This is a genomic window from Leclercia adecarboxylata, from assembly GCF_023639785.1.
Lineage (GTDB): Bacteria > Pseudomonadota > Gammaproteobacteria > Enterobacterales > Enterobacteriaceae > Enterobacter > Enterobacter adecarboxylatus_D.
Genome location: NZ_CP098325.1, coordinates 1,897,812 through 1,917,870 on the forward strand (window position 1 = coordinate 1,897,812; position 20,059 = coordinate 1,917,870).

Annotated in this window: 20 protein-coding genes; 13 read left to right on the top strand and 7 right to left on the bottom strand. The window is 58.3% G+C overall.

All coding sequences use genetic code 11. The annotated features are described in order from the left end of the window. Positions 1 to 5: 5 nt before the first annotated feature. From NB069_RS09035 to xthA, 5 genes are read right to left on the bottom strand one after another with little or no spacing between them, the layout of a single operon-like run. A complete protein-coding gene (locus NB069_RS09035; RefSeq protein WP_250589034.1) occupies positions 6 to 638 on the bottom strand; it encodes an ATP-binding cassette domain-containing protein in 633 nt (210 codons plus the stop codon). Further along, positions 638 to 2,173 carry a thiamine ABC transporter permease gene (locus NB069_RS09040; protein ID WP_250589035.1) on the bottom strand — a complete coding sequence of 512 codons (1,536 nt, stop codon included), beginning with the start codon at positions 2,171 to 2,173 and terminating at the stop codon, positions 638 to 640. The genes NB069_RS09035 and NB069_RS09040 overlap by 1 nt, the downstream gene beginning before the upstream one ends. Then, positions 2,146 to 3,309: an ABC transporter substrate-binding protein gene (locus tag NB069_RS09045; protein ID WP_434543622.1), complete on the bottom strand. Its 1,164-nt coding sequence runs from the start codon at positions 3,307 to 3,309 to the stop codon at positions 2,146 to 2,148. Before NB069_RS09045 ends, NB069_RS09040 begins: the two co-directional genes overlap by 28 nt. Before the next feature lie 21 nt (positions 3,310 to 3,330). Next, positions 3,331 to 4,011 carry a TVP38/TMEM64 family protein gene (locus NB069_RS09050; protein ID WP_250589480.1) on the bottom strand — a complete coding sequence of 227 codons (681 nt, stop codon included), beginning with the start codon at positions 4,009 to 4,011 and terminating at the stop codon, positions 3,331 to 3,333. A gap of 6 nt (positions 4,012 to 4,017) precedes the next feature. Further along, entirely contained in the window at positions 4,018 to 4,827 is an 810-nt protein-coding gene (gene xthA / locus NB069_RS09055; RefSeq protein ID WP_250589037.1) for an exodeoxyribonuclease III, read from the bottom strand. Between the two features lie 444 nt (positions 4,828 to 5,271). Between xthA and astC the strand changes: the two genes are divergently transcribed. From astC to ves, 7 genes are all read left to right on the top strand, one after another. Then, complete coding sequence (gene astC / locus NB069_RS09060) at positions 5,272 to 6,492, top strand: succinylornithine/acetylornithine transaminase (protein WP_250589038.1); 1,221 nt, start codon at positions 5,272 to 5,274, stop codon at positions 6,490 to 6,492. Beyond that, entirely contained in the window at positions 6,489 to 7,523 is a 1,035-nt protein-coding gene (gene astA, locus NB069_RS09065) for an arginine N-succinyltransferase (protein ID WP_250589039.1), read from the top strand. The genes astC and astA overlap by 4 nt, the downstream gene beginning before the upstream one ends. Next, positions 7,520 to 9,007, top strand: a complete 1,488-nt coding sequence (gene astD / locus NB069_RS09070) for a succinylglutamate-semialdehyde dehydrogenase (RefSeq protein ID WP_250589040.1) — start codon at positions 7,520 to 7,522, stop codon at positions 9,005 to 9,007. Before astA ends, astD begins: the two co-directional genes overlap by 4 nt. Beyond that, a complete protein-coding gene (gene astB / locus NB069_RS09075) occupies positions 8,994 to 10,319 on the top strand; it encodes an N-succinylarginine dihydrolase (RefSeq protein ID WP_250589041.1) in 1,326 nt (441 codons plus the stop codon). The genes astD and astB overlap by 14 nt, the downstream gene beginning before the upstream one ends. Before the next feature lie 10 nt (positions 10,320 to 10,329). Then, positions 10,330 to 11,295 (top strand): succinylglutamate desuccinylase, encoded by a 966-nt coding sequence (astE, locus tag NB069_RS09080; RefSeq protein ID WP_250589042.1) that lies wholly within the window; start codon positions 10,330 to 10,332, stop codon positions 11,293 to 11,295. Positions 11,296 to 11,633: 338 nt separating this feature from the next. Continuing rightward, entirely contained in the window at positions 11,634 to 12,122 is a 489-nt protein-coding gene (gene spy, locus NB069_RS09085) for an ATP-independent periplasmic protein-refolding chaperone Spy (protein WP_039029050.1), read from the top strand. Positions 12,123 to 12,415: 293 nt separating this feature from the next. After that, positions 12,416 to 12,973, top strand: coding sequence for an environmental stress-induced protein Ves (gene ves, locus NB069_RS09090; protein ID WP_250589043.1), 558 nt, complete (start codon positions 12,416 to 12,418; stop codon positions 12,971 to 12,973). Here the strand turns inward: ves and cho are convergent. Together cho and nadE are read right to left on the bottom strand one after the other, a co-directional pair. Further along, complete coding sequence (gene cho, locus NB069_RS09095) at positions 12,942 to 13,829, bottom strand: excinuclease Cho (RefSeq protein WP_250589044.1); 888 nt, start codon at positions 13,827 to 13,829, stop codon at positions 12,942 to 12,944. The two genes, ves and cho, sit on opposite strands and share 32 nt — an antisense overlap. A gap of 85 nt (positions 13,830 to 13,914) precedes the next feature. Next, positions 13,915 to 14,742 (bottom strand): ammonia-dependent NAD(+) synthetase, encoded by an 828-nt coding sequence (gene nadE, locus NB069_RS09100; protein ID WP_250589045.1) that lies wholly within the window; start codon positions 14,740 to 14,742, stop codon positions 13,915 to 13,917. A 230-nt stretch (positions 14,743 to 14,972) separates the two neighbouring features. On the opposite strand from nadE, the gene osmE reads away from it, so the two are divergent. The 6 genes from osmE (at position 14,973) to NB069_RS09130 (ending at position 20,056) form a co-directional block, all read left to right on the top strand. Further along, complete coding sequence (gene osmE / locus NB069_RS09105) at positions 14,973 to 15,314, top strand: osmotically-inducible lipoprotein OsmE (protein WP_039029054.1); 342 nt, start codon at positions 14,973 to 14,975, stop codon at positions 15,312 to 15,314. Between the two features lie 275 nt (positions 15,315 to 15,589). After that, positions 15,590 to 15,907 carry a PTS N,N'-diacetylchitobiose transporter subunit IIB gene (gene chbB, locus NB069_RS09110; RefSeq protein WP_250589046.1) on the top strand — a complete coding sequence of 106 codons (318 nt, stop codon included), beginning with the start codon at positions 15,590 to 15,592 and terminating at the stop codon, positions 15,905 to 15,907. Between the two features lie 84 nt (positions 15,908 to 15,991). Next, the gene (gene chbC, locus NB069_RS09115) at positions 15,992 to 17,350 is read left to right on the top strand and encodes a PTS N,N'-diacetylchitobiose transporter subunit IIC (RefSeq protein ID WP_250589047.1); all 1,359 of its coding nucleotides are present in this window, start codon (positions 15,992 to 15,994) and stop codon (positions 17,348 to 17,350) included. Positions 17,351 to 17,396: 46 nt separating this feature from the next. Further along, positions 17,397 to 17,750: a PTS N,N'-diacetylchitobiose transporter subunit IIA gene (gene chbA, locus NB069_RS09120; protein WP_250589048.1), complete on the top strand. Its 354-nt coding sequence runs from the start codon at positions 17,397 to 17,399 to the stop codon at positions 17,748 to 17,750. Between the two features lie 28 nt (positions 17,751 to 17,778). Next, the gene (gene chbR / locus NB069_RS09125) at positions 17,779 to 18,597 is read left to right on the top strand and encodes a transcriptional regulator ChbR (protein WP_250589049.1); all 819 of its coding nucleotides are present in this window, start codon (positions 17,779 to 17,781) and stop codon (positions 18,595 to 18,597) included. Between the two features lie 103 nt (positions 18,598 to 18,700). Continuing rightward, complete coding sequence (locus NB069_RS09130) at positions 18,701 to 20,056, top strand: 6-phospho-beta-glucosidase (protein ID WP_250589050.1); 1,356 nt, start codon at positions 18,701 to 18,703, stop codon at positions 20,054 to 20,056. The last annotated feature ends 3 nt before the right edge of the window (positions 20,057 to 20,059 follow it).

The following is a 20,059-nucleotide window of genomic DNA, read 5'->3' on the forward strand; positions in this document are numbered from 1 at the left end:
TCGATTCATTGCCAGTTCTCCATCGGCAGCACCCGGCCGCCGGGCGGAACGTCGCCCTCATCGTGCGTCACCTGCACCACCGGTATGCCCCGGGTACGCACTTCAGCAAACACCCAGCGGCGAAACTCGTCGCGCAGGGTTTTATCCAGACGACTGAAGGGTTCATCCAGCAGCAATGCCTGGGGTTGGGCCAAAAGGGCGCGCAGCAGGCTGACACGGGCGCGCTGCCCGCCGGAAAGTGTGGCAGGATCGCGATAAAAAAAACCGCTCAACCCGGCGGCGTCCAGCGCGTCGTTGGCCTGCTGTTTACGGGCCTCGCCTTTGACTGATGCCGGGAGCGCCAGCAGCAGATTCTGCCCGACGCTAAAGTGATCGAACAACAGCGCGTCCTGAAACAGCAGCCCCAGGCCACGCTGCTCGGTGGGGAGCGTGTCGCAGCGCCTGGCGTCGATCCACAGCTCCCCGGTAGCACGCAAATCTGCGGGCAGGGCGCCCACCATCCAGGCAAACAGCGACGATTTACCGCTGCCGGAGGGGCCCGTCAGGGTGAGGATCTCGCCGGGCGGCACCGAAAAGTTGACGTTGTGCAGCAGCGTCGACTGGCGCAGCGAGAGTGACATATCCTTGACCATCAGCATTAGCGTAACCCCTGTCGAAAACGGCCAATCAGCCTCGAAAGCACAATGCAGGCGGCGAAAACCAGCATCGGCAGCAGCAGCTGCCACAGCGCCTGCGCCGCCAGCACCGCGCTGCTTCCGCCGCTGCTGAGCGCGACGGCATCGGTGGTGAGGGTGGCAAACCGGCCGCTCCCCAGCCACAGGGTGGGAAGATACTGCGCCACGCTGACGGAAAAGCCGACCGCAAATGCCGTCAGCGCCGGGCGGATCATCTGCGGGCATTTGATCAGCCAGAAAATTTTAAGCGATCCCCATCCGAGGGTACGGGCAGTCAGGATCAGGCGCGGATCGAGCCTGCGCCAGGCCGGTTGCATCACCAGCAGCATCCACGGCAGCACCCACAGCAGATGCCCCCACAGCACGGCGATAAACTGTCCATCGAGCTGTAACAGCAGCGCCAGTTGATACTGCCCGGCCACCAGCGGCAGGGCGGGCAGGGCCAGCGGCAGCCAGACCCAGAACGCGCCGCGCTGCGGGCCCCACTCAAGCCAGAGCAGGATCGTTCCCAGCGCCAGCCCTGCTGAGAGCAGCCCCAGCGTCAGGCTCAGCCCGGCCGTCTCGCGCGAGACGCTGGCGTTGCCCGCCACCAGGACCAGCACCGCAATGCTGGCGAGGCCGGCCAGGGGCAAAAACAGGCCGCAGGCTCGCCCGGCGATCAGCGGGCGCGGCGTGGGGCGCTCCCCGGATACCGCCGGAATACCCTTTTGCCAGCGGCGCCAGCCGATAAACAGCGCGATGGCAATCAGCTCCAGGAGCAGAAGCAGGATCACGCACACCAGCATCCCCCTGGACTGCTGGATGCTGTCGCCCTGCGTCAGCCACTGCCAGGCCAGCACCGCCAGCGTAGGAGGATTGCCCGGCCCGAGGATCAGGGCGACATCCACCACCGACAGCGACCAGGCGATAACCGCCAGCATCACCGCCCCCAGCGCCGGGGCAATGGCGGGCAGGATCAGCCAGCGCAGCGCCTGCCAGCGGCCGTAGCCCAGCGATCGCAGGATCGTGACCTGCTGCGCAAGCGCTTTCTCCGGCAGCGAGGCATAAATCGCCCAGAGCACGAAGGCGCTCTCCTTCACGGCGAGAGTAAGACCCAGCCCGATCCCGTAGCGATCCATTATTGGGGAACAGATCGTACAGACGCGATAAAGCGTGCCGCCTTCGGCAAAAATCAGCAATACGCTGACGGCAAACGCCACGTGGGGGATTGCCAGCAGCCACGGCAGATGGTTGCACAGCCGCCGCCAGCGGCTGCCCGGCCACAGCGCGGCCACCACCGCCAGAGCCAGCATCAGCGCCCCGGCGGCGGCAATCAGAGTGGAAACCAGGGTGGCGATCAGCGCCTGCGGCAGCTGCGGCTCGTCCGCCAGCGCCCGCCAGTTATCCGCAGAAAAAACCGGCGGCAGCAGCAGGCCGAAGGCGGGCAATAACGGCAGATACACCGCACTCAGCACCAGCCAGGCCAGGGCGCTTAGTGGGTGCCGTAGCGGCGAAGCCATTCCTGCTCCAGTGCGTTAACCCAGGCGGCATGCGGTTCTGCAAGCGTCGGCGGAAGATCCGCCGGTATGAACTGACGCAATTTTTCAGCCTGGGATGCAGGCAATTTTTGCGGGTCCAGCACGCTTGGGTCGCCCCAGTTTGCCGGGTCCGCCTTGCGGATCTGCGCCTCGGGCGAGAGTAAGAAGTTGGCGACGACTTTTGCTCCCGCGCTGGCGGAGGCATTAGCCGGGATCGCCACAAAGTGCACGTTGCCGACCATCCCCTGGCGGAAGCCAAAGCTGTAGCTGTCCGCAGGCAGCGCTTTGCTGCTCACTTTCTGCCGGGCGTGGGCCGGGTTAAAGGTGATCGACAGGCGTAAATTGCCGCTGGCCAGCAGGGCATCCATTCGCGCCGGGGACGGCGGGAAGTCTTTGCCCTCGCGCCACAGATAAGGATGCAGTCTGTCCAGATAGGCCCACAGCGGGGCGGTTACGCTGGCAAAGGTGGTGCTGTCCGGCGGCTGTTTCAGCGCCTCCGGCTGGGTGGTTTGCGTCAGCAGGAGCTGCTCCAGAAACGCGGTGCCGGTAAAGTCGGGCGGACGCGGGTAGGTGACGGTGCCGGGATGCTTACTGGCGTAGTTCAGCAGCGCCTCCGGGGTCGCCAGCGGTTCCGCCAGCTGTTCACGGCGGGCAATAAAGGTGAGCTGTGCGCTGCCCCACGGGGATTCAGCCCCTTCGGTGGGGATGGCGAAATCTTCGGTGACCGGTTTAGTGGTATCCACGTAGCGCCAGTTGGGGAGGGTTTGCGCCCAGCCGGTCTGCAGCAGCCCGGCGGTTTTCAGGGTGCGGAAGTTCTCCCCGTTCACCCACAGCAGATCCACCGACCCGTTGGTTTTGCGCCCGGCGCTGGCCTCGGTCTGGATGCGCTTCACCGCGTCGGCGGCATCCGCCAGACGGACAATCTTCAGGTTAATGGCGTAGTGGCTTTTCATCTCACCGCTCACCCAGTCCAGATAGCGGTTCACCGCCTCATCGCCGCCCCAGGCGTTAAACCAGACGGTCTGGCCCCGGGCGTCCTGTTTGATTTTCTGCCAGCCGTCATCAGCCAGCGCGTGTCCTGCCATCAGCAGGCCCGTTAACAACATGCAAAAACGCACCCGGCGCATAATGCCTCCCTGTTATGGAGAAGTTCGGGAAAAACGGGCCAGCAGCCAGCGGGTGATGAGCGGCAGCAGTCCCAGTAGCGTGAAGGCAAAGACCACGCCGGGCGAGAGGATATCACGCAGGGAGGCGATCTGCCCCAACTGGTGTCCGGCATTGAGATAGACAATCGCTCCCGGCAGCATGCCGGCCTGGCTGACCCACCAGTAGCGTCCCATGCCGAGGGTGGTCACCCCGGCGAGCAAATTGACCACAAAAAACGGGAACAGCGGCATCAGGCGCAGGGCAAAGAGATAAAACGCCCCGTCGCGGGAGACGCCTTCGTTAACGGTGCGCATCGGCCCGGCAAAGCGACGCTGCACCCAGTCCCTCAGCAGGTAGCGGCTGGTCAGCATCGCCAGCGTCGCACCCAGCGTTGAGGCGAACGAGACCAGCAGGATCCCCGGCCACAGGCCGAACAGCGCCCCGCCGAGCAGGGTCAGTACGGCCGCGCCCGGCAGCGACAGGGTGGTGATCAGCACATAGACAATAAAAAAAAGCGCGGCGCTCTCCAGAGGCGCCTGCTGGCAATAAAGCAGCAGAGCCTGATGCTGCGCCTGGAGATTTTCCAGCGTCAGGACGCCGGGAGGCAGTTGCGTGAATGTAATAATAAAAGCGCCCAAAAGGGCGCAGATAAGCAAAATTTTACCGCGATCGATACGCATTTACTTCACGTCGAAAGTAGCCCAAACCGGGGCATGGTCAGACGGTTTTTCCATGCTGCGGATCGCGTAGTCGATCCCGGTTTCGATGCAGCGCTCTGCCAGCGGGGCGCTGGCCAGCAGCAGGTCGATGCGCAGGCCGCGATTGTCATCGAAGCCCTTAGAGCGGTAATCAAACCATGAGAAGCGATCCTGGGTTTCCGGGTTGGCGGTACGGAAGGTATCCACCAGACCCCAGTCCAGCAGACGCTCCATCCACTCGCGCTCTTCCGGCAGGAAGGAGCACTTCCCGGTGCGCAGCCAGCGCTTGCGGCTGTCTTCGCCAATGCCGATATCCAGATCGGTATGGCTGATGTTCATGTCGCCCATGATCAGCACCGGGTTCTCTTTTTTCAGCTCGGTTTCAAGGAAGGACTGCAGATCCTGGTAGAACTTCTCTTTCGCAGGGAACTTCAGCGGATGGTCGCGACTCTCGCCCTGGGGGAAGTAACCGTTGATCACCGTGATGTTGCCCAGCGACGAGGGGATTTCCGCCATGATGATGCGGCGCTGGGAATCGTCACCGTCGTCCGGAAAGCCGCGACGCACCGAAACCGGCGTCGCTTTGGTGAGCAGGGCCACGCCGTAATGGCCTTTCTGGCCGTGATAGAAGACGTTGTAACCCAGTTTTGCCACCTCTTCGAGAGGGAACATATCGTCGTGAACTTTTGTCTCCTGCAGGCCGATCACGTCAGGCTGGTGCTGGTCGACGATGGCTTGCAGTTGATGAGGACGGGCGCGCAGGCCGTTGATATTAAAAGAGACAAATTTCATAGTCGCTGCCAGTGCAAGGTGAATAGTGCAAGGATGGTAGCAGAATTTCTGACGGCTGACTTCCGCCGCTGCGTATGTTCGGGCAATTACTGCGACAGCCTGTGCCTGTGGTGCAATTTTTGCACCGTTCTGGCGCGTAACGCCCTCGGATGGCGCGTAAAAGCTATACAAATTTCGCGAGCGATCACAATTCCAGAATTATATTTGGCCTATGCATAATATTTCTGTTTTTCCTTCGGTAAAGCCCCGCTTGTTGTAAAAATATTCACTTTTTATGCAATAACAGTGAATAACTCCATATTGTAACGTATTGATATTTCGTTACCTCAACCCGTTTATGCATTTTTATCGCTGGCTGGCACGAACGCTGCAATCTACATTCACAGGGCAAACACATAAATATTTAACATTTTATCAACCTTTTATTTACCGGATGAGGTCGCTATGTCTCTGTCAATTACGCGTGAAAACTTTGATGAATGGATGATGCCGGTTTACGCCCCGGCGGCTTTTATTCCGGTACGGGGGGAGGGCTCGCGCCTGTGGGATCAACAGGGTAAAGAGTACATCGACTTCGCTGGCGGCATTGCGGTGAATGCGCTCGGGCACGCCCATCCGGCACTGCGTCAGGCGCTGAACGATCAGGCGGCGAAGTTCTGGCACACCGGGAATGGCTACACCAACGAACCCGCACTGCGTCTGGCGAAAAAACTGATCGACGCCACTTTTGCGGAAAAAGTGTTCTTCTGTAACTCGGGCGCGGAAGCCAACGAAGCCGCGCTGAAGCTGGCGCGCAAATATGCTCACGACAATTTTGGCAGCCATAAAAGCGGCATCGTCGCCTTCAAAAATGCCTTCCACGGCCGCACTCTCTTTACCGTCAGTGCGGGCGGGCAGCCTTCTTACTCCCAGGACTTTGCCCCGCTGCCGCCGGACATCCGCCACGCGGTCTATAACGATCTGCAGTCTGCCCGCGAGCTGATTGACGAGTCCACCTGCGCGGTGATCGTCGAGCCGATGCAGGGCGAAGGCGGCGTGCTGCCTGGCGATAAAGCCTTCCTGCAGGGGCTGCGGGAGCTGTGCGATCGCCACAATGCGGTGCTGATTTTTGATGAAGTGCAGACCGGCGTCGGGCGCACCGGTGAGCTCTATGCCTATATGCACTATGGCGTCACGCCGGATGTGCTCTCCACCGCCAAAGCGCTGGGTGGCGGCTTCCCGGTTGGGGCGATGCTGACCACCGATAAATTTGCCCGCGTAATGACCGTCGGCACCCACGGCACCACCTACGGCGGCAACCCGCTGGCGTCGGCAGTGGCAGGTCAGGTGCTGGATATCATCAACACGCCGGAAGTGCTGAACGGCGTGAAGCAGCGTCACGACTGGTTTGTTGAGCGTCTGCAGGCCATTAACAGCAAAACCGGCCTGTTCAAAGAAATTCGTGGTCTGGGGCTGCTGATTGGCTGCGTGCTGACGGACGAATTCGCCGGAAAAGCTAAACTTATTTCACAGGAAGCGGCAAAAGCGGGCGTGATGGTCTTGATCGCCGGGGCTAACGTGGTGCGGTTTGCGCCTGCGCTGATTGTCAGCGAAGAAGAGGTGCGGACCGGGTTAGATCGCTTTGCGCTGGCCTGCGAACAGGTGAAGTCCGGGGTGTCATCATGATGGTCATCCGTCCCATTGAGCGCGGTGATTTATCCGCCCTCATGCAGCTTGCCGGTAAGACGGGAGGCGGGCTGACCTCGCTTCCCGTTGATGAAAAAACGCTCTCGGCGCGCATCGAGCGCTCCATCGAGACCTGGCAAGGGACGCTGCCGAAAGGCGAACAGGGTTATGTGTTTGTGCTGGAAGAGTCCGGGACCGGCACCGTGGCGGGGATCTGCGCCATTGAGGTGGCGGTGGGCCTGAACGATCCCTGGTACAACTACCGCGTGGGCACGCTGGTGCATGCCTCGAAAGAGCTGAACGTTTATAACGCGCTGCCGACGCTGTTTCTCAGTAACGATCACACCGGCAGCAGCGAGCTGTGCTCGCTGTTTCTCGATCAGGCGTGGCGCAAAGAGGGCAACGGCTATCTGCTCTCTAAATCGCGCTTTCTTTTTATGGCCGCCTTCCGCGATCGCTTTAACGAAAAAGTGGTCGCCGAGATGCGCGGTGTGATCGACGAAACCGGCTTCTCCCCGTTCTGGAAAAGCCTGGGCGAACGCTTCTTCTCCATGGAGTTCAGCAAGGCGGACTACCTGTGCGGCACCGGGCAGAAAGCCTTTATCGCCGAGCTGATGCCGAAACACCCTATCTATACCCACTTCCTCAGCCCTGAGGCGCAGGCTGTGATTGGCGAAGTGCATCCGCAAACCGCCCCGGCGCGCGCGGTGCTCGAAAAAGAGGGCTTCCGCTACCGCAACTATGTCGACATCTTCGACGGCGGCCCGACGCTGGAGTGCGATATCGACCGGGTGCGGGCGATCCGCAAAAGCCGTCTGGTGGAGGTGGCAGAAGGCCAGCCTGCGCCGGGCGAATTTCCGGCCTGCCTGGTGGCAAACGAGCAGTATGACCATTTCCGCGCCACGCTGATCCGCGTGGACCCTGATTGTGAACGTCTGGTGCTGACCCCTGCGCAACTGGATGCCCTGAAATGCCGCGCTGGCGATCGTATTCGCATGGTGCGCCTGTGCCCCGAGGAGAAAACGGTATGAACTTATGGATTAACGGCGACTGGGTAACCGGCGAAGGTGAACAACGCAGCAAACACAACCCGGTAGGCCAGGAGATGCTGTGGCAGGGGGCGGACGCCAGCCCTGCGCAGGTTGAACAGGCCTGCCGCGCAGCGCGGGGCGCTTTCCCCGGCTGGGCGAAGCTGCCCTTCAGCGCCCGCCAGGCTATCGTCGAGAAATTTGCCACCCTGCTGGAGGCAAACAAACAGGAGCTGACCAGCATTATTGCCCGCGAAACCGGCAAGCCGCGCTGGGAGGCGGCGACCGAAATCACCGCCATGATCAACAAGGTCGCTATTTCAATCAAGGCGTACCACACCCGCACCGGCGAGCAGCGCACCGAGATGGCGGACGGTGCCGCCACGCTGCGCCATCGCCCCCACGGCGTGCTGGCCGTGTTTGGCCCCTATAACTTCCCGGGCCATCTGCCGAACGGCCACATCGTGCCCGCGCTGCTGGCGGGGAACACGGTGATCTTCAAGCCGAGCGAGCTGACGCCGTGGAGCGGTGAGGTAGTGGTCAAACTGTGGGAGCAGGCCGGGCTACCGCCGGGCGTGCTCAACCTGGTGCAGGGCGGACGCGAAACCGGCCAGGCCCTGAGTGCTCTCAGGGACATCGACGGCCTGCTGTTTACCGGTAGCGCCGGCACCGGCTATCAGCTGCACCGTCAGCTGGCCGGTCAGCCGGAAAAAATTCTTGCCCTTGAGATGGGGGGCAATAATGCGCTGATCGTTGACGACCCGGCGGATATCGACGCGGCGGTTCATCTGACGATCCAGTCGGCCTTTATTACCGCCGGGCAGCGCTGCACCTGCGCCCGTCGTCTGCTGGTGAAAAGCGGGGCAGAGGGGGATGCCTTCCTGGCCCGCCTGGTTGAGGTGAGTGGACGCCTGCTGCCGGGCGAGTGGGATGCCAGCGACCAGCCGTTTATCGGTGGGCTGATTTCCGAGCAGGCGGCGAAAAATGTCTATCACGCCTGGCGGGAGCATGTCGCCCGCGGGGGCCAGTCGCTGCTGGAACCGCGTCTGGTGAAAGCGGGAACCTCTTTACTGACCCCGGCCATTGTTGAGATGACCGGCGTAAGCGACGTACCGGATGAAGAGGTCTTTGGCCCGCTGCTGTGCGTCTGGCGTTATAACGATTTCGACCAGGCTATCGCCATGGCTAACGCCACGCGCTACGGCCTGTCGTGCGGGCTGATCTCCCCGGATCGCGAACGCTTTGACCAGCTGCTGCTGGAAGCCCGCGCCGGGATCGTTAACTGGAATAAACCGCTCACCGGCGCGGCCAGTACCGCACCCTTTGGCGGGGTGGGGGCATCCGGTAACCATCGCGCCAGCGCCTGGTATGCGGCAGATTACTGCGCCTGGCCGATGGCGAGCCTGGAGACACCTGCCATTGTCCTGCCGGAGCAGCTGAATCCGGGGCTGGATTTTACTCGGGAGAAGCACCATGAAAGCGCGTGAAGTTAACTTCGACGGCCTGGTGGGGCTGACCCACCACTATGCCGGGCTGTCGTTCGGCAACGAGGCCTCTACAAAACACCGCTTTCAGATCTCCAACCCGCGGCTGGCGGCAAAGCAGGGTCTGTTGAAGATGAAGGCGCTGGCGGATGCGGGCTTTCCTCAGGCGGTGATCCCGCCCCAGGAGCGGCCCAACGTCGGCGTGCTGCGTCAGCTCGGGTTTACCGGTACCGACGAGCAGGTGGTGGAAAAGGCGGGCACCCAGATGCCGCAGCTGCTCTCTGCCGCCAGCTCGGCGTCCTCTATGTGGGTGGCCAACGCCGCCACGGTGGCCCCGTCTGCGGATACCCTCGACGGGAAAGTGCACCTGACGGTGGCAAACCTGAACAACAAATTTCACCGCGCCAGTGAAGCCGGCACCACGGAGCAGGTACTGCGCGCCATCTTCCGCGATGAGTCCCGGTTTAGCGTGCATACGGCCCTGCCGCAGGTGGCGATGTTCGGCGACGAAGGGGCGGCCAACCATAACCGCCTCGGCGGCGATTACGGCGAGCCGGGCCTGCAGCTGTTTATCTATGGCCGTGACGAGGGGGCGGGCCGCGCGCCTGCCCGCTACCCGGCCCGTCAGACTCTGGCCGCAAGCCAGGCCGTGGCGCGCCTGAATCAGGTCAATCCGGGGCAACTGATGTTTGCCCAGCAAAACCCGCTGGTGATTGACCAGGGGGTGTTCCATAACGACGTCATTGCGGTATCGAACCGCCAGGTGCTGTTCTGCCACGAGCAGGCGTTTGTAAATCAGCCTGCGCTGTTGCAGTCGCTGCGCGAACGCGTGCCCGGCTTTCTGCCCATTGAGGTGCTGACCGGAGCGGTCTCTGTGCAGGACGCAGTGGCAACCTACCTGTTTAACAGCCAGCTTTTAAGCCGCGATGACGGCAGTATGATGCTGGTGCTGCCCCGGGAGTCTCAGGATCATCCGGGCGTCTGGCGCTATCTGAACGATCTGGTCGCCGGGGATAACCCTATCAGCGAGCTGCGGGTGTTCGATCTGCGTGAAAGCATGGCCAACGGCGGCGGCCCGGCCTGTCTGCGCCTGCGCGTGGTACTGACCGCTGAGGAGCAGCGCGCGGTGAATCCGGCGGTGATGATGAATGATACCCTGTTCAACACCCTTAACGACTGGGTGGATCGCTACTACCGCGACCGCCTGACCCAGGCCGATCTGATCGACCCTATGCTGTTGCGTGAAGGACGCGAGGCGCTGGATGCCCTGACCCGCATTCTGCAGCTCGGCTCCGTCTATCCGTTCCAGCAATAAAGGAGGCGTTATGGAAAACTTTCTGGCGCTGACGATGGCCGATGAGATGCCCGCCCGACGTGAAGGCCACGGGGCGTCGTTGCACTGGCGCTGGCTGGCGCGCGGCGTGCTGGAGCTGACTCCGGAGGTGGCAGGCGAGCGCGCCCTGGTGCTCTCTGCCGGGATCCACGGCAACGAAACGGCGCCGGTGGAGATTGTTGACCTGCTGGTCAGGGCGCTGTTTCGCGGTGAATTGCCCCTGCGCTGCCGTTTGCTGGTTATTTACGGCAATCCGCCGGCGCTGCGGGCCGACAAGCGCTACCTGACCTGCGACATCAATCGCCTGTTCAGCGGGCGCGGAGCGCAGTTCCCGGCCTGCGAGGAGACCGAACGGGCGGCATTGCTGGAGAGGCTGGTTGGCGCGTTTTATCAGCAGGCGGGAGCCGACCGCTGGCACCTCGATCTGCATACCGCTATTCGCGCTTCTTATCATGAGCGATTTGGCGTTCTGCCCCTGCGCGGTCAGCCGTGGGACGAGGCCTTTATTCAGTGGCTGGGGGATGCCGGGCTGGAGGCGCTGGTGTTTCATCAGGCATCGGGCGGCACATTTACCCATTTCACCTGCGAACGCTTTGGCGCGCTGTCCTGCACGCTGGAGCTTGGGAAAGCGCTGCCGTTCGGGCATAACGATCTGACGCGCTTTGCCACCACCCATCAGGCGCTGCGGGCGTTGCTAAGCGGTGAGGCCGCGACGCCACATGCAGAGCCGGTGGTGCGGTATCGGGTTGTGCAGCAGATCACCCGGCGCAGCGAGGCCTTTGTGCTGCACATGGCCGGGCATACTCTCAACTTTACCCCTTTCCGGCAGGGCGTTTTACTGGCGGAAGACGGGGACGAGCGCTACGAAGTGCAAAACCCGACCGAATATGTTCTGTTCCCCAATCCGGCCGTCGCCTTTGGCCTGCGCGCCGGGCTGATGCTGGAAAAAATCGTCTGATAAGTACCCGGCCCCAATAAGCGCAACGCGACGGGGCCGTCTATTAACCTATAGATTTCTCTTAACACTTTTTTATTGCAGATTATTCCTGGTAGTTTGCTTTATTATTAATCTCTTTGCCGGTATACTTCTTCACAATCTCTTTAAAATCATCAGCATGCATATTATTGTTTCAACTCTCCACGCTTTATCCTTATTTTCTCCATATTTGACGATAATTTGTTTTTTACACTTTCATTGTTTTACTGTTGCTCTGACTAATTGACGATAAACCCCGTAAAGTGAATCTCGTCAACACGGCATAGCGCCGAAGAATAACTGAAAGGAAGGACAAAATTATGCGTAAATTAACTGCACTGTTTGTTGCCTCTACCCTGGCTCTGGGCGCTACCAGCGCGGCGTTCGCCGCAGATACCGCCACCACCACGGCAGCACCGACCGAAGGCAAAATGATGCATCATAAAGGTAAGCCGGGTATGCATCACGATATGATGTTTAAAGACCTGAACCTGACGGATGCGCAGAAACAGCAGGTTCGCGACATTATGAAAAGTCAGCGTGACCAGATGAAACGTCCGCCGGTAGAAGAGCGTCGCGCAATGCACGACATCATCGCCAGCGACAGCTTCGATAAAGCGAAAGCAGAGGCGCAGGTCGATAAAATGGCCGAGCAGCATAAAGCCCGCATGCTGGCGCACATGGAAACCCAGAACAAGATCTACAACATACTTACCCCGGAACAGAAAAAGCAGTTTAATGCTAATTTTGAGAAGCGTCTGACAGAACGTTCAGCGCCGGAAGGTAAAATGACCCCGCCAGCCGAATAATCGGTTCAGCCATTCAAGACCGCCGGAGTCTTGTCCACCCAAGCGCAATCGCTGTGGACAGGTCCGGCGGTTTTTTCTTTTCCAGCCTCTTGCCAGCCGCCGCCATCCCGGTATTCTCCTGTTATCGAGCTGCAGAATGTGTTTGAAATCTCTGACGTTACTTTTTTTCGTCGTCGGACTAAGGCCCACCCGCACATCTGCCGATACTGATCCGCAGCGACCTAACGATAACAAACAATAAGCAACCGTCCTGGGCGGGGTGCTCTGGCGCGCATGCGCCATTTGGAGTGGTGATGGACTTTTTTGATATCCGCAAAATGCCGGTCAACCTCTGGCGCAACGGCGCCGGCGAGACGCGCGAAATATGTTGTTTCCCTCCCGCAACCCGGGACTTTAACTGGCGGGCCAGTATTGCGTCCCTTGCCAGCAACGGCGACTTTTCCGTTTCCCCCGGCATCGACCGGGTGATCACCCTGCTGGAAGGAGGAGAGGTCAATCTGGATGGCGGGAATGCGTTTAATCACCGGCTGCGACGTCATCAACCCTTCAGCTTTGCCGGAGAATTGCCGGTAAAGGCGCAGCTGCTGGAAGGGCAGATGTCGATGGACTTTAACATCATGACCCGCCGGGACATCTGCCGGGCGAAGGTGCGGGTGGCTGACCGCACCTTCACCACCTTTGCCTCACGCGGCGGAGTGGTGTTTGTGCTGAGCGGCGCCTGGCAACTGGGCGACAAACTGCTCACCGCCGATCAGGGCGCTTACTGGCATGATGGTGACCACACCCTGCGGCTGCTCAGGGAAGAGGGCAGGCTGTTGTTCAGCGAGATTTTCTGGCTTCCGGGTCATTGAGCGGAATGATCTCGTAGTTACCGGCCAGCAGCGGTTTGCAGAGAATTTTATACCCATCCTGATCAAAACCGGCGGGCGTTCGCAGCAGCTCCGTCGCCTCGTCGAGGTTTTCGACCGCGCCCAGCCAGAGCCAGTTGTGGATGATATGGTAGTGGGTCATCTCCGGGCGCGACTCTTTGAGCGCCACGGCGCAGTCCCACGGCCAGCAGGTGACGCCAATCGCCTGCAACCCTTCAAGCAGCCGCTGCTGGTGGGCCTCAACGCTCTCTTTTCCACAGCATGCCCCCGCGCAGCGCTTCAGCGCCGAGCGGAAACAGGCCCGCCCGCGGGTTACCGACTCCAGCCCAAGCAGGCCGTAGCAGAGCTGGCGCTCATCGGCCAGCGTCTGTAAGGTTTGCAGCGCTGCCCGGCGATTAGCAAACAGGCCATACAGGTTCGGGGTGTGAGAGAAATCGACCTCCCGGGCATACAGGATCTGCGGTTTGCCCTCGGTGATCTGCAGCGAACAGAGCTGGCGGTTGCGGCGTAACCGTTTGTTGAACAGCGGTTGCTGCTCCTTGATGAGACGGGCTTCCAGTAGCAGAGCGCCCAGCTCACCGGCGGTTTGCGTCCAGGTGATCCGTCGGGACTGACGCAGCATGGCGGCCTCATCCGGGGTGCGTAAATGTGACAGCACCCGGCTGCGAATATTGACGCTCTTGCCGATATAAAGCGGCATGGCGTCGCTTTCGCCATGAAAGAAGTAGACGCCGGGCTGCTTAGGCAGTGCCTCAAGCCACGGGCGCAGATGTTCGGGATATTCATAGATGGCGGCCGCTTCAAACTCAAGCCGCGGTGCCGATTGACGCCTGCTCACAACATACTCCTGATACTGTTCAGGCATACAGTGTAGCAGCACTCGGATGGTTAAAAAAGAGGCGGCAGACGCCGCCCCTGCAGAATTACTGTTTCCAGAAGTCGTCGAATACCGTGATCGGCGGGCGACGTTTGTGCTCGGTCTTCAGATACCAGCCCTCAATAATACGGGCGGTGCCTTCGTCCAGCGTCTTGCCTTCCAGATAATCATCAATGTTTTCATAGGTTACGCCCAGCGCGGCTTCGTCTGGCAGGGAAGGGCGATCGTCTTCCAGATCCGCGGTTGGCGCTTTCTTATAAAGATGTTCCGGGCAGCCCAGCGTGGCCAGCAGCTGTTTGCCCTGGCGTTTGTTGAGACGGAAAAGCGGATTGATGTCGGTGCCGCCGTCGCCATATTTGGTAAAGAACCCGGTCAGCGCTTCGGCCGCATGGTCAGTACCTACCACCACGCCGCCGGTCATTCCGGCGATGCTGTACTGGGCTTTCATTCGCTCGCGGGCTTTTTCGTTGCCGCGAACAAAATCGCTCAGCTCAATTCCGGCTTCACGCAGCGCTTTTTCGCTGGCCAGCACCGCTTCTTTAATGTTTACGGTCAGTACGCGATCGGGCTGGATAAAGGCGATGGCATCCTGACAGTCCTGCTCGTCAAACTGCACGCCGTAAGGCAGGCGCACGGCGATAAACTGCAGGTCGTTGTTGCCTGTCTCTGCCCGCAGTTCGCTGATGGCCATCTGGCTCAGTTTACCGGCGAGAGTGGAGTCCTGCCCGCCGCTGATGCCCAGCACCAGCGTCTTCAGGAACGGGAAACGGGTTAAGTAAGATTTCAAAAAATCAACGCTGCGGCGGATCTCTTCATCCGCATTGACAGTGGGTTTGGTGCCCAGCGCCTGAATAATCTCTTGTTGCAGAGCCATCTAGCCCCTCCGTTACACAAATTTGCCTGATGAATGTTCTGTTAAAGCTAACCTGTCATGGGGAAAACGACAAGGATCACAGTTTCGAATCGGCGAAATAGACCCCTATAGCAGGTTATCTTTGTTTTACAGGAATTTTCCGAAAAAACCTTGCCGTCACGCTTAGGGTTGAAAAATGTGGTTTTCTATTCCAGGCTTACTTAACACGCTGATAAACAAGAGGACGGAATATGAACAAGAACGTAGCAGGAATGTTAGGCGCAGCGGCTGTACTGACTTTACTGGCGGGTTGTACCGCTTATGACCGCACAACAGATCAGTTTAAAGAGCCGGTAGTTAAAGACGTTAAAAAAGGGATGACCCGCGCTCAGGTAGAACAGCTGGCTGGCAAGCCATCTTCTGAGGTGACGATGATCCACGCTCGCGGTACCTGCCAGACCTACATCCTGGGTCAACGTGATGGTAAAACCGAAACCTATTTTGTTGCATTAGATGACACAGGTCACGTTATGAACTCAGGCTATCAGACCTGTGCTGAATACGATACCGATCCGCAGGCACCTAAAGCCTAATCAGGCCCTTTCCTGAGCAGACAGACAAACCGGCCCGCTGGCCGGTTTTCTTTTTCCCGCCCCTTAATCTTATTTCTTATCGCGAATTATTTGCCTGAAATGTGAAGGCAGTCATAACCGCAGGTCAATGAGAGACAATTCTAAAACATTCTGGATTATCGCCAGCATTTCGCTTGCCGTATACTCATCCCATCAGATAGGCCAGCGAGAAGAGACGCCAGGTGACGGCGCTGATATCGCGGCTAACGCGGTGGCCATATAAGAGGGAAGTGATTATGGAAAAGAAACATATCTATCTGTTTTGTTCAGCGGGCATGTCAACGTCACTGCTGGTGTCAAAGATGCGCGCGCAGGCAGAGAAGTACGAAGTGCCGGTTGTGATTGAAGCCTTCCCGGAAACGCTGGCAGGTGAGAAAGGCCCCAATGCAGACGTTGTCCTGCTGGGTCCGCAAATTGCGTATATGCTGCCGGAAATTCAACGTCTGTTACCGACTAAACCGGTGGAAGTGATCGACTCTGTGCTGTACGGCAAAGTGGATGGTTTGGGTGTTCTTAAAGCTGCTGTAGCGGCGATTAAAAAAGCTGCTAATTAATTTAATTTTTTATTTTTCCCGTCAAAGAGCAATTTCACACACACTTACGCCGCAATATTATTGCGGCATTTAAGGGCATTTTCTATGAGTAGATTTATTGCTGCGCTTGAAAAGGTACTCCTTCCTTTTGCAGTTAAAATAGGAAAGCAACCGCATGTCAACGCCATTAAAAACGGCTTTATTAAAGTAATGCCGTTAACGCTGGCCGGGGCCATGTTCGTTTTAATTAACAACGTTTTTCTTAGCTTCGGTGATGGTTCATTTTTCTATTCATTAGGTGTTCGTTTAGATCCCTCAACTATTGAAACGTTAAATGGTTTCAAGGCCATCGGCGGCAATGTGTACAACGGTACGCTGGGTATTATGTCGCTGATGGCACCTTTCTTTATCGGGATGGCGCTGGCAGAAGAGCGTAAAGTCGACTCGCTGGCCGCCGGTTTATTATCTGTCGCTGCCTTTATGACCGTGACCCCTTACAGCGTTGGTGATGCTTATGCGGTAGGGGCCAACTGGCTGGGCGGGGCGAACATTATTTCCGGCATTGTGATCGGTCTGGTCGTGGCGGAAATGTTTACCTTCATTATTCGTCGCAACTGGGTGATCCGCTTACCGGACAGCGTCCCGGCATCGGTGTCGCGCTCCTTCTCGGCGCTGATCCCAGGCTTCATTATTCTCTCCATCATGGGGACCATCGCCTGGGCGCTCTCTCACTGGGGCACTAACTTCCACCAGATCATTATGGACACCATCTCCACACCGCTGGCATCCATGGGCGGCGTCGTAGGCTGGGCTTACGTGATCTTCACCTCCCTGCTGTGGTTCTTCGGTGTTCATGGCTCTCTGGCGCTGGCCGCGCTGGACAGCGGCATCATGACCCCATGGGCACTGGAAAACGTGGCTCTCTACCAGCAGTACGGCTCCGTTGACGCGGCGCTGGCGGCAGGTAAGACCTTCCACGTCTGGGCGAAACCGATGCTCGACTCCTACATCTTCCTGGGCGGTACCGGGGCTACGCTGGGCCTGATCATCGCGGTGTTTATCACCTCCCGTCGTGCGGATCACCGCCAGGTGGCGAAGCTGGCCCTGCCGTCAGGCATCTTCCAGATTAACGAGCCAATCCTGTTCGGTCTGCCGATCATCATGAACCCGGTGATGTTTATCCCGTTCGTGCTGGTGCAGCCGCTGTTGGCCGCCATTACCCTGACGGCGTATTACCTGGGCATTATCCCGCCGGTCACCAACATTGCACCATGGACCATGCCAGCGGGTCTGGGCGCCTTCTTCAACACGAACGGCAGCGTAGCGGCCTTCCTGTTGGCGATATTTAACCTGGGCGTGGCAACCCTGCTCTATATGCCGTTCGTCGCCATCGCGAACAAGGCCCAGACCACCATTGATGAAGAAGAGAGCGAAGAAGATATCGCCCTCGCACTGAAATTCTGATGTCGTATGACGCGGGGTAACCCGCGTCAGTACAGGAGAACACGAGATGTTTGATTTAGAAAATGTTACTGAAGAGCCACAAGACGTAGCCGCAAACGACCTTGAAGAAGTGGTGATGGGTCTAATCATCAACTCCGGGCAGGCTCGCAGCCTGGCGTACGCGGCGCTGAAAAAAGCCAAGCAGGGCGATTTCGCTTCCGCCAACGAGATGATGGCCCAGTCGCGCACCGCGCTGAATGAAGCCCATCTGGTGCAAACAAAACTGATCGAAAGCGATCAAGGTGAAGGTAAAATGAAGGTGAGCCTGGTGCTGGTACATGCCCAGGACCATCTGATGACCTCCATGCTGGCGCGTGAGCTGGTGGCGGAACTCATCGAACTTCACGAGAAAATGCAGTAAGTCAGTCTGATAGCAGGAGGTCAGCGTCATGGAAATCACTACCGCCCGGGAACAACAGCTGTTTAATGGTAAAAATTTTCATGTGTTTATCTACAACAAGGTGGAGAGCATCAGCGGTCTGCATCAGCATGACTACTATGAGTTCACCATTGTGCTGACCGGCCGCTATTTCCAGGAGATCAACGGCAAGCGGGTGCTGCTGGAGCGCGGGGACTTTGTCTTTATCCCGATGGGCTCGCACCATCAGAGCTTTTACGACTTTGGCGCCACGCGTATTCTCAATGTCGGCATCAGTAAACGCTTCTTCGAGACTCACTACTCGCCGCTGCTGCCGTTCTGCTTCGTGGCCTCGCAGGTTTATCACATCAACAGTGAATTCCTGAACTGGATCGACACCGTTATTGCCTCGCTCAACTTCCGTGACAATGAGTTCGATGAATTCATTGAAACGGTGACCTTTTACGTCGTCAACCGTCTTCGCCACTATCGCGAGGAACAACAAACGACTGACGATATTCCACAATGGCTGCGTACGACCGTTGAAATGATGCACGACAAGCTGCGTTTTGGTGAAAACGCGCTGGAGAATATGGTGGCGCTGTCGGGTAAATCCCAGGAATACCTGACCCGTGCGACCCAGCGTTATTATCAGAAAACGCCGGTGCAGATTATTAATGAAATACGGATCAATTTCGCCAGAAAACAGCTGGAAATTACCAACTATTCGGTGACGGATATTGCTTACGAGTCCGGTTACAGCAGTCCGAGTCTGTTTATTAAGACCTTTAAGAAATTGACCTCATTTACACCTAACAGCTACCGGAAAAATCTCACGGTTATTAATTAACGTCCGGCGGTATTACCGCCGGGAATATCTATTTAAATGATTGCCCAAAATAAGTGGGACGGGATCGCTATACTCAAATGGCGGATCGCCAAGGGAGAATATTATGCAAAAGAAACTTAAAGTAGTAACCATCGGCGGCGGAAGCAGCTATACCCCGGAATTACTGGAAGGCTTCCTCAAGCGTTATCATGAACTGCCGGTCAGCGAATTGTGGCTGGTTGACGTGGCCGAGGGCCAGGAGAAGCTGGATATTATTTTTGACCTGTGCCAGCGCATGGTGAAAAAAGCGGGCGTGCCGATGACCGTGCATAAAACCCTCGATCGCCGTCAGGCGCTGAAGGATGCCGATTTCGTCACTACCCAGCTGCGCGTTGGCCAGCTGAAGGCCCGCGAACTGGATGAGCGTATTCCGCTGAGCTACGGCTATCTGGGCCAGGAGACCAACGGGGCAGGCGGCCTGTTCAAAGGGTTACGCACCATTCCGGTGGTGTTCGACATCATTAAAGACGTGCAGGAGATCTGCCCCAAAGCCTGGGTTATCAACTTCACAAATCCGGCCGGGATGGTGACTGAAGCGGTCTACCGCCACACCAGTTTCAAACGCTTTATCGGCGTCTGCAATATTCCCATCGGCATGAAGATGTTTATTCGCGACGTGCTGGCCCTGACCGACAACGACGAGCTTTCCATCGATCTGTTTGGTCTGAACCACATGGTCTTTATTAAAGACGTGCTGGTCAACGGCAAGTCACGCTTTGCGGAGTTGCTTGACGGCGTGGCGAGCGGCACCCTGAAAGCAAGCTCGGTGAAGAACATTTTCGACCTGCCGTTCAGCGAAGGGCTGATCCGCTCCCTGAACCTGCTGCCGTGCTCTTATCTGCTTTATTACTTCAAGCTGAAAGAGATGCTGGCGATAGAGATGGGCGAGTACTACAAAGGCGGCGCCCGCGCGCAGGTCGTACAGAAAGTCGAAAAACAGCTGTTCGATCTCTATAAGAATCCGGATCTGAACGTCAAGCCGAAGGAGCTGGAGCAGCGCGGCGGGGCCTATTACTCCGACGCCGCCTGCGAAGTGATCAACGCCATCTACAACGACAAGCAGGCGGAACACTACGTCAACGTGCCGCACCACGGCCACATTGATAATATTCCGGCTGACTGGGCGGTGGAGATGACCTGCATTCTGGGCCGCGACGGCGCGAAGCCGCATCCGCGTCTGACCCATTTCGATGACAAAGTGATGGGCCTCATCCACACCATCAAAGGCTTTGAGGTGGCGGCAAGCCAGGCGGCCATTAGCGGCGAGCTGAACGACGTGCTGCTGGCGCTGAACCTGAGCCCGCTGGTACAGTCCGATCGCGATGCCGAGAAGCTGGCACGCGACCTGATTCTGGCCCATGAAAAATGGCTGCCGAACTTTGCTGCTACTGTTGATAAACTCAAAAGCGAGCAGCACTAAGAG